Here is a 12,574-nt window from a genome sequence, read left to right on the forward strand (position 1 = left end):
TCTGTTACTCGCCGCCGTCTCCCAGCATGCCGCGCAGGGTGGCGGCATTACGCACGGCGTTGCCGCCACCGTCGTTGTTGAAATACGCGAACACTTCCCGTGCCGAACTGCGCCACTCCCGGATCCTGTCCGCCCACCAGCCCAGTTCCCCGTCCGAGTAGGAGCCGCCGTAAAGGTACTGGTGGTCGGGCCCGTGCAGCCTGACGTAGACGAACGGGGCGGTGGCCTGCAGGTTGCAGGGCAGATTGGCGCCGCTCATGACGGTATATGCGGCCCGGTGACGTTCCAGCAGGCTGTACACCTCCGGCTGCTCCCAGCTCGGATGCCGGAACTCCACGGCCACCCGGACCCACTCGGGCATGGCGCCGAGGAAATAGTCCAGACGGGCGTCATCCCTCGCCATGCCGGGCGGCAGCTGGACCAGCAGCACCGCGCGCTTGTCGCCGAGCTCGTGCCAGCACCGCGAGATCCGTTCGATCCAGACTTCCGGGCCGTACAGCTTCTTGGCGTGGGTGAGCCCGCGCGGGGCTTTGACGGACAGGGCAAAACCGGGCGGCAGCCTGGTCCGCCAGCCGGCGAACGTGGTGTCCCGCGGCCAGCGGTAGAAGCTGGCGTTCAGCTCCACCGTGCTGAAGCGTGCCACGTAGCGCTGCAGCCTGTCCCTAGTGGGAAGCCCGGGCGGGTACAGCACATTTTCCCAGTGGTCGTAGCTCCAACCGGACGTGCCGATGTGGATGTTCACCCGACTATCCACAAAGGGCTCCACTTCCGCCCGTCGCGCCGGCAACGCCGGGTGGCTGGGCAGCTGATTGGGTAATGCCGACTGGGCAATGCCCACTGGTCAAGTCTCCGGCGGCCGCTCCGCCCAACTTCAGGCTACACCCGGCCACCCCTCGTGCAGCGGGTCCTGCTGTGGCACTGTAAGGGCATGGTACGCATCGAGGATTATGCGGTGGTCGGGGATCTGCACACGGCGGCCCTGGTCAGCACTGAAGGGTCGATTGACTGGCTGTGCCTGCCGCGGTTCGATTCGCCGGCCTGCTTCAATGCACTCCTCGACACCCCCGAAGCGGGCCGCTGGCTCCTGGCCCCGGCAGCCGGGGGCGGCTGCACGCGCCGCCGCTACCGCCGGCACACCCTCATCCTGGAAACGGAGTGGGAAACCGACGACGGCGCCGTCCGGGTCATTGATTTCATGCCGCCCCGCGACGAGGTGGCGGACATTGTGCGGATCGTCGTGGGGCTGCACGGACACGTCCGGATGAGAAGCGAACTCGCCCTGCGCTTCGACTACGGCCACATCATGCCCTGGGTGCGCCGGGATAGCCACGGCCTCCACGCCATCGCCGGACCGGACTCTGCCTACCTGGTGACCACCGCCCCGCTGCGCGGCGAACGCATGCACACCGTCAGCGACTTCACCGTGAAGGCCGGCGAACGGGTGCCGTTCGTGCTGACGTGGGCGCCCAGCCATGTCCGCAGGCCCCGGTCCGTGGACGCCGAGGAAGTCCTCGATTCCACCGAACGGTTCTGGCAGGAATGGACGGATAAATGCAAGGTGTCCGGGCCGTATAAGGATGCTGTCCAGCGCTCGCTGATCACGCTCAAAGCCCTTACCTACGCGCCCACCGGAGGGATCGTTGCGGCCGTGACCACGTCGCTGCCGGAGCAGCTGGGCGGTCCGCGGAACTGGGACTACCGCTTCTGCTGGCTCCGCGACGCCACCCTGACGTTGCAGGCACTGCTCGCCGCCGGCTACACCTCCGAGGCGGCGGCCTGGCGTGACTGGCTGCTGCGGGCCGTGGCAGGGGACCCGGCCGACCTGCAGATCATGTACGGAATCCACGGCGAACGCAGGCTGCCGGAGCTGGAACTGCCCTGGCTGGCCGGCTACGAGAATTCGGCGCCGGTCAGGGTGGGCAACGCAGCCGCCGGCCAGTTGCAGTTGGATGTGTGGGGTGAGGTGCTGGACTGCCTTGCCCTGACCCGCAACTCGTTGCTGAAGCACACGGACGAGGCCTGGGACGTCCAGGTGGCGCTGATGGAATACCTCGAAGGTGCCTGGGACCAGCCGGATAACGGGCTGTGGGAGATGCGCGGCCCGCGCCGCCATTTCACCCACTCCAAGGTGATGGCATGGGTGGCGGCGGACCGGATGGTCAAAGGCGTGCGGGATTCGGGGCTTCCGGGTCCCGCTGACCGGTGGGAAGCGCTCCGCGACACCATCCACGCCGAGGTCATGGCCAACGGATTCGACGCAGGCCGGAACACCTTCACGCAAAGCTATGGCCGGCCCGAGCTCGATGCCAGCCTGCTCCTGATTCCCCGCGTGGGCTTCCTGCCGCCGGACGATCCACGGGTCATCGGCACAATCGACGCCATCCAGCGTGAGCTGACCGAGGACGGGTTCGTGCTCCGCTACCGGCCCCAGGTGAGCGACGACGGACTGCCGGGGGGAGAGGGCGTGTTCCTCGCCTGTTCCTTCTGGCTCGTGGAGGCGCTGCTCGGGGCAGGCCGGCGCAGGGAGGCCACGGAACTGTTCGAGCGGTTGCTTTCGCTGCGCAACGACGTCGGCCTGCTGAGCGAGGAATGGGGTGTCCAGAGCGGTCGGCACCTGGGGAACACGCCGCAGGCCTTCAGCCACTTCGCGCTGGTGACCAGCGCCCTGGAACTGAACCAGCGCAGGCCCCGTCGAAGCGACAAACCGCTCCGCTCGAAGGCCGCTACCGGGTGAGCGGGACGATCGGTGGAGCAGAAGGAGAGGCAATAATGTCTGGGCGGCGCAGGGATAAAGGTGTCCTGTTCGATGTTGACGGGACGCTGATCGACTCCGCCTACATCCACACGCTCGCCTGGTGGCAGGCGTTCCGCCAGTCGGGTTTCGACGTGCCCATGGCCCGGATCCACCGCTGTGTGGGGATGGGCGGGGCGCGCCTGGTGGACAATCTGCTGCCGGAGTCCCGGGACAAGGAAGTTGACGAGGCCATACTGTCGGCCCATTCCGGGGTTTTCGGCACCTACTGGCCGTCGCTTCGGGCCCTCGACGGCGCCCGGGACCTGCTGGCCGCATGCAGCCAGAGCGGTTTGGCGGTGGCGCTGGCCTCGTCCGCGAGGGAGCAGGATCTCAAGGCGCTGCGGTCGGCCCTGTCGGCGGATGACTTCATCGACGCCGCAACGAGCTCCAACGATGCGGAGAACAGCAAGCCCGAGCCGGACATCCTGATTGCGGCGCTGGAGGCCGTGGGAGTTCAGGCCTCCGAAGCGGTCTATGTGGGGGATGCGGTGTGGGACGTTATGGCCGCCAGCAGGCTCGGCATGCCCACCATCGCCTTCACGTGCGGCGGCACCAGCGAGGCAGAATTGCGCGATGCAGGGGCAGTTGAGGTCTACGACGGTCCACGCCAGCTGCTGGAGAACCTGGGCCGCAGCGCGATCGGAAAGCTGCTCGAGGGCTAGGCTCAGGCTTCGGCCGTGTCCACCCTGGATCCGCTGTTCGTAAACCCGCCGCCCTCGGGCTCGTCGGCGTAGGCGCCCTTGTTCCACGACACCGCAACCGCAACGGAGCCGTCGTCGTTCCTGACCACGTCGGTGAGCACTTCCGAAACCGCCGCCCCCATGGCGAGGATCTTCGCGCGGTAGGTGGTCACCAGCTCCTCGAGGCTGGCCTCAGTCCATTCGCCTGGACGCATGCGCGTGGAGATTTCCACCGGTTCGGGCTGGTAGAGCGACATGATGGACGCCTTTCCTAGGGGGCAGGATCAGTTCCTACGCTAGGAGCGTTTTCCGGCCTAAACAAGAGAAAGGCAAGGATGCTTACTTTCCCGTCTTGAATTCCGAAAAATTGATAAGCATACTGATCTTCACATTGGAGCCCGGGCACGTTACGGTCGAAAGAACGTGACGTGCAGCGACAGGACGGCATCCCGTCACCTGATCTCTATGGACACTGAAGTTTAGAGACGCCGGGCTTTAGCAGCGGGGTCCGGGACGGCGGCTGGCGGGCGACTCACCCGTCAGCCGCTTTCCGTTAAGCGGTCCAAGTCAGGCCCTCAGGCTGCCGCATCCACCACGCAGAAGCGGTTTCCGTCCGGGTCTTCCAGCACGATGAAATCCGGGTCATCCGGATAAGAATCCCAGTCCACGCGGGATGCCCCCAGATCGACGAGGCGCTCCACCTCGGCGGCCTGGTCATCGGCGTAGAGATCGAGGTGAAGGCGCGGATGGGACTGCACGGGGGTCTCGCTGAGCATGAGGGCGAGGCGGGCGCCGTCGCCTTTTTGCGGGACCAGTACCACCCACGTTTCGTCGCCGTCCTCCCGCGGGATGTAGCCGAGCGCGTCGCACCAGAAAGCGGTGGCGCGGGCGACGTCGTTGACACCAAGGACTGTCGTTCCGATCGTCAGCATGCCCCCCATGCTTCCCTGCGCCCACTTTCGATGCAAGGGGTGGTCGCGTTGGCCGGGTGAGTGGCATTCGACGCGAAATCGCCGGAAACGTGCGAGATCGCCGGAAGCTCCCTGTGTGTCAGGCTTCCGGCGATCTCGGCGTCGGGCGGTCCGGGAAGGGTCTACGTCAGGCGGACCTGGCGGTTCATGTCCTTGTACAGCAGGTAGCGGAACTCGCCGGGACCGCCGGCGTAGCAGGCCTGCGGGCAGAAGGCGCGCAGCCACATGAAGTCGCCGGCCTCCACCTCCACCCAGTCGTTGTTGAGCAGGTACATGGCCTTGCCCTCCAGGACGTACAGGCCGTGCTCCATGACGTGGGTCTCCGGGAACGGGATCACGCCGCCCGGCTGGAACGTCACAATGTTCACCTGCATGTCGTGGGCCAGGTCGCTGGAATCCGTGAAGCGGGTGGTCTTCCAGGCGCCGTTGGTATCCGGCATCGCGGTGGGTTCCACCTCGGCATCACTGGTGACGAAGGACTTTGCCTCGTAACCCTCAAGCCGCTCGTAGGCCTTGCGGATCCATTGGAAGGAGACGACGTCGTCGGAGACGTTCTCCAGGCCCCAGGTGGCGCCGGCGGCCAGGTAGGCGTAGCCGCCTTCCTCAAGCTGGTGCAGTTCGCCGTCGAGCGTCAGGTTGACCTTGCCTTTGGTGACAAAGATAACGCCCTCAACGCCGGGTTCAAACTCGGCCTTTGGAGCGCCGCCGCCGGGGCCGATCTCCACGATCAGCTGCGAGAACGTGGTGGCAAAGCCGGCGATGGGGCGGGCAATGATCCAGGAGCGGGTGTTGGAGAAGCCAGGCAGGTTGCTGGTCACGATGTCGGTCATGACGCCCCTGGGGATGACCGTGTAGGCCTCCGTGACGATGGCCCGTTCCGTGGTCAGGTGGGTCTGCGGCGGCAGGCCGCCCTGGGGGGAGTAGTACTTGCCCATCATTGGATCCTTACTTTGAAGTGGTCTGGGCCAGCCGTGGGTGGGCCAGCCCGGTGAGTTTTGGGATTGCGACGCCGGCAAGCGCCAGCACCTCGTCGGCACCCACCGCGCCGCACTGGACGCCGCGCAGCACGAACGCGGCAAGCGCACGGGCCGTGGCCGGTTCGTCCATCACACCGCCCTCCGTCTGCTCCACATAGTTCCGCAGCCGGGCCGCCGCAGCCGGCAGGCCCTGGCGGTAGAAGGCATACGTTGCCGCGAAACGGCTGGGCAGCTGGGCCGGGTGCAGGTCCCAGCCCTGGTAGAAGCCGCGCTCCAGGGACCGCCGCACCAGGCGGCCGTGCAGCTGCCATGCGTTTTCCACGTTGTCGCCCACCGGGATGATGTTGGTGGAGCCGTCCGACAGCCTGATGCCGGTCCCGGCTACCGCCAGTTGCATGACCTCCTTGGCGAAGTCGGCCACCGGGTGCTCCATGGACTGGTATTCCGCCGAGATCTGCAGGGAGGCGGAGTAGTCGTACGTGCCGTAGTGCAGGCCGCTGATTCGTCCGGGAACGGCATGCGGCAGGCGTGCCACCGGGGACGTCCCCTCCGGGCCGAGGATGAGCTGCGGCGTCTCCACCTGCACCTCGAACCGGAGCCGGCCGGCCGGAAGTGAGTGGATCTCCTCAAGGCGCGAGACCGCGTAGTCCATCGCCTGCACCTGCGCCACGGTGGTGACCTTGGGCAGCGTCAGAATCAGGCCCTCCGGGAGTTCGCCCGCCGCGGCCAGGCCGGAGACGAACAGGTCCAGGGTGCGCAGCCCGCGGGCGCGGGTGGCGGCCTCGAAGCACTTGAACCGGATCCCGATGAACGGCGGCGCGGAGCCGGCCGAGACTGCGGCGGCCACGGTGGCAGCCGCTGCAACGGCGGCGGCGTCCTCCGCGTCGTCGCCACGGTCTCCGAACCCGTCCTCGAAGTCGAGCCGGAGGTCCTCGATCGGCTCGCTGCCCAGCTTCGTCTCCACCCGGGAGGCGACTGCCTCGGCGAGCTCGGCGTCCTGTCCCAGCAGCGAACCGAGCCGGGCCGGCCCGCCGTGGGCCGCCGCCGTCGCCAGCGCCTGGGTTCCCCAGTCTGCGGCGAGCGACGGCGTGAAACGGTCCGCGGGGACGTAGACGGTGTGGACGGGCTGGCGTGAGCCGTCGTCGCCCGGGTAGTTCTGCTCGAGTAACCGGTCGGTGTCCGCCAACTGCCCGTCGATCCGGGCCAGGTCCGCCGCGGTCAGCGAGGTTTCGGGTACCGCCATGCCTCAGCCCACCAGTTCGTAGGCCGGGGTGGTGAGGAAGTCCGTGTAGTCCTCGGAGAGGCAGATGTCGCCGATCAGGGCGCTGGCGGGCTGGTAGTAGCGCGCGAACGCCTCCTCGCCCACCTCGCCGCGCAGCTTCTCCGTTTCCTCGGCAAGGATGCGGGTGACCAGCTCGCGGGTGACCTTGTTGCCGGTGTCCGCGAGGACCACCTCGTTGCGGATCTGCTGCCAGACCTGCGAACGGGAGATCTCCGCCGTCGCGGCATCCTCCATCAGGTTGTGGATGGCCACCGCGCCGTTCCCGGAGATCCAGACGGCGGTGTAGGCCACGGCGACATAGAGGTTCAGGCGCAGGCCGGCCTCCGTGACCTGGCCTTCCGCGGAGGCGATGTCCAGCAGCTGGCCGGCCGTGACCGAAACCTCGGGGCGCTGCTTGTCCAGCTGATTCGGCTTGGCCCCGAGCACGGAGTCGAACACCTCCTGGCAGACGGGCACCAGGTCCGGGTGCGCCACCCACGAGCCGTCGAAGCCGTCGTTCGCCTCGCGGGTCTTGTCCGCGCGGACCTTCTCGAAGGCCTGCGCGGTGACCTCTGGTTCACGCCGGTTGGGGATGACCGCGGCCATGCCGCCCATGGCGAAGGCACCGCGGTGGTGGCAGGTCTTCACGAGCAGTTCCGTGTAGGCCCGCATGAAGGGTGCCGTCATGGCCACGGTGGCGCGGTCCGGCAGCACGAAGCTGGCACCGGCGTCGCGGAAGTACTTGATGATGCTGAACAGGTAGTCCCAGCGGCCGGCGTTCAGGCCGGAGGCGTGGTCCCGCAGTTCGTAGAGGATCTCGTCCATCTCGAACGCTGCCGGGATGGTTTCGATCAGGACGGTGGCGCGGATGGTGCCCTGGCCGAGGCCGAGGAAGTCCTGGGCATAGACGAACACGTCGTTCCACAGCCGTGCCTCGAGATGGCTCTCCATCTTCGGCAGGTAGTAGTACGGGCCGTGGCCGTTGAGCACCAGCTGCTTGGCGATGTGGAAAAAGTGCAGGCCAAAGTCCACCAGGGCGCCGACGGCAGGTTCGCCGTCGAGCAGCAGGTGCCGCTCTTCCATGTGCCAGCCGCGGGGCCGGGCCACCACGACGGCCAGCGGCGCGTCGGTGCGGAGCCGGTATTCCTTGCCCTCTGGGGAGGTGTAGGCCAGCGTCCCGGTGGCGGCATCGCGGAGGTTGAGGATCGCGTCGATGACGTTGCCCCACGTGGGCGTGCTGGCGTCCTCGAGGTCGGCGAGCCACACCTTGGCGCCGGAGTTCAGTGCGTTGATGGCCATCTTGGCCGGCGATGCCGGGCCGGTCATCTCAACCCGGCGGTCCTGCAGGGCCGCCGGTGCCGGCGCAACCTTCCAGTCGCCGTCGCGCACGTTCTTGGTTTCCGGCAGGAAATCCAGGTTGCCGGTCCGGGCCACCTGCTCACGCTTGGCCTTGCGGGCCGTGAGCAGCTCGCCGCGCCGGCCGGCGAAGCGCTTGTGGAGCTCCTCCACGAACGCGAGGGCCTTCGGGGTGAGAATTTCCTCCGCACGCTCGATCGGCCGGGGGTCTGTGACTGTGATAGCCATTGTGGGTCCTTTCCAGGGCTGATTCAGGCGTTGGCGAGAGCTGCGTCCGCGGTCGCGGCAACAGCGGCGGGTGCTGCGTGTGCGGTCCGGACCCCCGCTGCCGCATGGGCTGCGTTTGCGACCGCAGTGGCGACGTCGGCGGCCACGTGGGGATCGAAGACGCTGGGGATAATGTAGCTCGCATTCAGCTCGTCGTCAGCAACCCGGTTGGCGATCGCCTCGGCAGCGGCCACCAGCATCTCCGGTGTGATGTCCGATGCCCCGGCGTCCAGCAGCCCGCGGAAGAAGCCGGGGAAGGCCAGGACGTTGTTGATCTGGTTCGGGAAGTCGCTGCGGCCGGTGGCCACGACGGCGGCGTGCTTGGAGGCCACCGTCGGGTCGATTTCCGGCGTGGGGTTGGCCATGGCGAAGACGATGGCGTCCTTGGCCATCGAGGCGACCTGTTCCTCGCCGATGACGTGCGGGGCGCTGACGCCGATGAACACGTCGGCGCCGTTGAGGGCCTCGTGCAGCGTGCCGGAGAAGCCTTCTTCGTTGGTGTTCGCGGCAATCCAGGAACGGTGCTCGTCGTCGTACTGCTCACCCGAGTGGATGGCGCCGGAGCGGCCGGCGGCGATGATGTGCTGCGCGCCCTGGGCCTTGAGGAGCTGGATGATCGCTGAGCCCGCGGCGCCGACGCCGGAGACCACGATCCGGACGTCCGCGAGCTTCTTGCCCACGACGCGCAGGGCGTTGACCAGGGCGGCCAGCGTTACGATGGCGGTGCCGTGCTGGTCGTCGTGGAAGACCGGGATGTCCAGTTCCTCGCGGAGCCGGTTTTCGATTTCGAAGCAGCGCGGGGCCGCGATGTCCTCAAGGTTAATGCCGCCGTACACGGGGGCCAATGCCTTGGCGATCATGATGATTTCCTCGGTGTCCTGGGTGTCCAGGCAGACCGGCCAGGCGTCCACGTTGGCGAACTGCTTGAACAGGGCCGCCTTGCCTTCCATGACGGGCAGGGCAGCTGCGGGGCCGATGTTGCCGAGGCCCAGGACGGCTGAACCGTCGGTAAGGACGGCGATGGTGTTGCGCTTGACCGTCAGGTTCCGGGCGGCGTCGGGGTTTTCGGCGATGGCAAGGCAGACGCGGGCGACGCCGGGCGTGTAGGCGCGGGAGAGGTCGTCGCGGTTGCGCAGCGCCACCTTCGGGACGACCTCAAGCTTGCCGCCGAGGTGCATCAGGAAGGTGCGGTCCGAGACGTTGCGAACGGTGACGCCGTCGAGCGCGTTGAGCGCGTCCTTCACGCGGTTGGCGTGGTCGTCGTCGGTGGTGTTGCAGGTGACGTCGACAACCAGCGTCTCGTGGTGGGACTCGGTGACGTCCAGCGCGGTGATCGCCGCTCCGGCCGCACCGACGGCTGCCGCGAGTTCGCTGGTGGCACTGAAGCTCGACGGGGCCTCCACGCGCAGGGTGATTGAGTTTCCGGGGCTCGGGTTCGCCATTGAATGTCCTCCTGATTGGGCCCATCGCAGGGGTGGGCTCTTCGGCTGAATGTTTTCGTATTATGGATATTATTATCTACTTTATGGAAATACAAGCCCTTGTTGCTTTCATCGACGCGGCCCGGCGCTGTGCTGTATCTTTGGCTGTCTAAGCAACTTTTTTCACGATGCGGATAAGAGTTGTCGTATTCGAGGCAACAGGAGAGTGCTACATGGCTGAGAAGGCCTCCGGAGGCGTGCAGTCAGTTGAGCGCGTCTTTGAACTTTTGGAACTGATCACCGACGCCGGCGGCGACGTGACGCTCAGCGAGCTCTCCTCCTCCACTGACCTGCCCCTGCCCACGATCCACCGGCTGCTGCGCACGCTCGTGGCGCTGGGGTACATCCGCCAGCTGCCCAACCGCCGCTACGCCCTCGGCCCGCGGCTGATCCGCCTGGGTGAAGGCGCCAACAAGCAGCTCGGTGCCCTGGCCCGGCCGCAGCTGAAGTCTCTCGTGGACCGGCTGGGGGAGACCTCCAACATGGCCGTGCTGGACTCGGACATGGTCATCTACGTGGCCCAGGTGCCCTCGCTGCACTCGATGCGCATGTTCACCGAAGTTGGCCGCCGCGCCCACACCCACGACACCGGCGTGGGCAAGGCCATCCTGGCGCAGCTCGACGACGAGGTGGTGCGCGGCATCGTGACCCGCACCGGCATGCCCACACCCACGGCCAAGAGCATCGGCGACTTCGACTCCCTGATCGCAGACCTGAACCGGATCCGGGAACGCGGCTACTCGATCGACGAGGAGGAGCAGGAGCTCGGCGTGCGCTGCTTCGCGATGGCCGTGCCCAACGCGCCCACGCCCACCGCCATCTCCGTCTCCGGGCCCGTCTCCCGTGTGGACCAGGCCTTCGCCGACCGCGCCGTCCCGCTCCTCCGCCAAGCAGCCCAGGCCATCTCGGACGAGCTCAACCAAAACTGACTTCCCGCCGTCGTTCTCTTGGCGCGAACTGGCAGCTAATGACCTCAAAAGTCACGTTTGGGGTCATTAGCTGCCAGTTCGCACTCGGTTGGTTGGAGCGCGAACGTACACTTGTGGCCCCGTTTCTCTGCAGAAACGGGGCCTTAAGTGTTCGCTCGCGCTTGCTGGGTCCTTAGTGGTCCGAGTTGGATGCCGCCTGGATGGGGACTTCCTTGCCGTCGCAGTCGATCAGCTTCCCGCCTTCGAAGCGGTCGCCGTCGGCCAGGCATTTCAGTTCCTCCTCCTTGACGACCCGCCCGGTGCCGGCCACGAACACGGACTGGTTCTCAGAGTTGCCGGCCTTGAGGTGGTTGAAGAGCAGGTTCAGCAGGATGGCCATGACCGCTGCCGAGCTGATGCCGGAGTGGAAGATGGTGCTGAACCAGGACGGGAACTGGTCGTAGAACGCCGGTGCCGCGATCGGGATCATGCCGAAGCCGATGGACGCGGCCACGATGATCAGGTTCATGTTGTTGCGGTATTCCACCTTGGAGAGTGTCCGGATGCCGCTGGCGGCAACAGTTCCAAAGAGTACGACGCCGGCACCGCCCAGGACGGGCGTCGGCACCGCCGCCACCACCCGGCCAAGGACCGGAAGCAGGCCGAGGATGACGAGGATGAGGCCGCCGGCGCTGACGACGAAGCGGCTCTTGACGCCCGTGATGGCCACAAGGCCCACGTTCTGGGCAAAGGCACTCTGGGTGAATGAGTTGAACAGCGGCGAGATGGCGCTTGAGAGCATGTCAGCCCGCAGGCCGTCGCCGATCCGCTTGGAGTCGACCTTGGTGCCCACGATCTCGCCCACGGCAATGATGTCGGCGGAGGTCTCGGTGAGCGTCACCAGGATGACGATCAGCATGGAGATGATCGCAGCGATCTCAAACGTGGGCGGTCCGAAGGCGAACGGAGTGGGGAACGCGACGATCTCGCCGGTGCCCACCTTGGAGAAGTCAGCCATGCCGAAGGCGAAGGCGATGCCGGTCCCAAGGACCATCGCGAGCAGGATGGACAGCCGGGAGATGGCGGCGTTGCCCACCTTGCTCAGCAGCAGGACGATGGCCATGGTGGCGGCCGCCAGTCCGATGTTGGCCATGCTGCCGTAATTGGGGGCCGCCTTGTTGCCGCCCATGGCCCAGTTGGCGGCCACCGGCATCAGCGTGAGGCCGATGGTGGTGATCACCGTGCCCGTGACAACCGGCGGGAAGAACTTGATGATCTTTGAGAACAGCGGAGTGATGAGCAGGCCGATCAGGGATGCCGCGATCACCGAGCCGAAGACCGCCTGGATTCCGCCGCCGCCGTGGACAATCGCCACCATCGTGGAGACGCCGGCGAAGGAGACGCCCTGGACAAGCGGGAGTTGGGAGCCGAAGAAGCGGATGCCGACGGTCTGGAGGATGGTGGCGAGGCCGCCGACGAAGAGGCAGGCGGCGATCAGGAGGCCGATGTCCTGCGACGACATGCCGGCCGCGGCGCCGATGATCAGGGGCGGGGCGATGATGCCGCCATACATGGTGAGGACGTGCTGGAATCCGTAGGCGAAAGTGCTGCCGAGGGAGAGGCGCTGATCTTCCGGGCGGGTTGCCGCTGGGCGGCTTTTCTTGGTGATGTTCATGGCAGACTTTCTTGGTTCATGGCAGACGCCTTCGTCTGGCTAACAATGTCTGGCTAACAATTTGGGTCTTGTAGACGCCTCGGGCCGGGGCCGGTTGTTGACCCCCGGGGCTTGGAGTTTTTGTCCACTTATTGGGGGCTTAGGGACGTTTAAGTCGCGATACATGGACAAAAACTCTGTGGTGGTGCTGTTGTGGGTGCCGGC

General features: G+C 66.6%; 11 protein-coding genes. 3 read left to right on the forward strand and 8 right to left on the reverse strand.

Translation table 11 applies throughout. The annotated features are described in order from the left end of the window. Nucleotides 1-4: 4 nt before the first annotated feature. On the reverse strand, nt 5-742 hold the full coding sequence (locus ACFQ50_RS16425) for a DUF72 domain-containing protein (protein ID WP_377996714.1): 738 nt from the start codon (nt 740-742) through the stop codon (nt 5-7). A 186-nt stretch (nt 743-928) separates the two neighbouring features. Between ACFQ50_RS16425 and ACFQ50_RS16430 the strand changes: the two genes are divergently transcribed. Both ACFQ50_RS16430 and ACFQ50_RS16435 read left to right on the forward strand, forming a co-directional pair. Then, nucleotides 929-2,734, forward strand: coding sequence for a glycoside hydrolase family 15 protein (locus ACFQ50_RS16430; protein ID WP_377996715.1), 1,806 nt, complete (start codon nt 929-931; stop codon nt 2,732-2,734). 35 nt (nt 2,735-2,769) lie between these two features. Continuing rightward, the gene (locus tag ACFQ50_RS16435) at nt 2,770-3,456 is read left to right on the forward strand and encodes an HAD family hydrolase (protein ID WP_377996716.1); all 687 of its coding nucleotides are present in this window, start codon (nt 2,770-2,772) and stop codon (nt 3,454-3,456) included. Between the two features lie 2 nt (nt 3,457-3,458). Here ACFQ50_RS16435 and ACFQ50_RS16440 read toward each other — a convergent pair whose 3' ends face one another. The 6 genes from ACFQ50_RS16440 to ACFQ50_RS16465 form a co-directional block, all read right to left on the reverse strand. Continuing rightward, complete coding sequence (locus ACFQ50_RS16440; protein ID WP_377996717.1) at nt 3,459-3,731, reverse strand: hypothetical protein; 273 nt, start codon at nt 3,729-3,731, stop codon at nt 3,459-3,461. A 318-nt stretch (nt 3,732-4,049) separates the two neighbouring features. Then, on the reverse strand, nt 4,050-4,406 hold the full coding sequence (locus ACFQ50_RS16445; RefSeq protein WP_377996718.1) for a VOC family protein: 357 nt from the start codon (nt 4,404-4,406) through the stop codon (nt 4,050-4,052). 161 nt (nt 4,407-4,567) lie between these two features. Next, nucleotides 4,568-5,380, reverse strand: a complete 813-nt coding sequence (locus ACFQ50_RS16450; protein WP_377996719.1) for a bifunctional allantoicase/(S)-ureidoglycine aminohydrolase — start codon at nt 5,378-5,380, stop codon at nt 4,568-4,570. Between the two features lie 10 nt (nt 5,381-5,390). Then, the gene (locus tag ACFQ50_RS16455) at nt 5,391-6,665 is read right to left on the reverse strand and encodes a DUF6986 family protein (RefSeq protein WP_377996720.1); all 1,275 of its coding nucleotides are present in this window, start codon (nt 6,663-6,665) and stop codon (nt 5,391-5,393) included. A gap of 3 nt (nt 6,666-6,668) precedes the next feature. Further along, the gene (gene aceB / locus ACFQ50_RS16460; protein ID WP_377996721.1) at nt 6,669-8,267 is read right to left on the reverse strand and encodes a malate synthase A; all 1,599 of its coding nucleotides are present in this window, start codon (nt 8,265-8,267) and stop codon (nt 6,669-6,671) included. Between the two features lie 23 nt (nt 8,268-8,290). Further along, a complete protein-coding gene (locus tag ACFQ50_RS16465) occupies nt 8,291-9,748 on the reverse strand; it encodes an NAD-dependent malic enzyme (protein WP_377996722.1) in 1,458 nt (485 codons plus the stop codon). 212 nt (nt 9,749-9,960) lie between these two features. Here ACFQ50_RS16465 and ACFQ50_RS16470 point away from each other — a divergent pair, with 212 nt between their 5' ends. After that, a complete protein-coding gene (locus ACFQ50_RS16470) occupies nt 9,961-10,716 on the forward strand; it encodes an IclR family transcriptional regulator (protein ID WP_377996723.1) in 756 nt (251 codons plus the stop codon). A 172-nt stretch (nt 10,717-10,888) separates the two neighbouring features. On the opposite strand, the gene ACFQ50_RS16475 is transcribed toward ACFQ50_RS16470, so the two are convergent. Beyond that, nucleotides 10,889-12,370 carry a nucleobase:cation symporter-2 family protein gene (locus ACFQ50_RS16475; protein WP_377996724.1) on the reverse strand — a complete coding sequence of 494 codons (1,482 nt, stop codon included), beginning with the start codon at nt 12,368-12,370 and terminating at the stop codon, nt 10,889-10,891. Between the last annotated feature and the right edge of the window lie 204 nt (nt 12,371-12,574).

The organism is Arthrobacter sp. NPDC056493, from assembly GCF_042795115.1.
Lineage (GTDB): Bacteria > Actinomycetota > Actinomycetes > Actinomycetales > Micrococcaceae > Arthrobacter.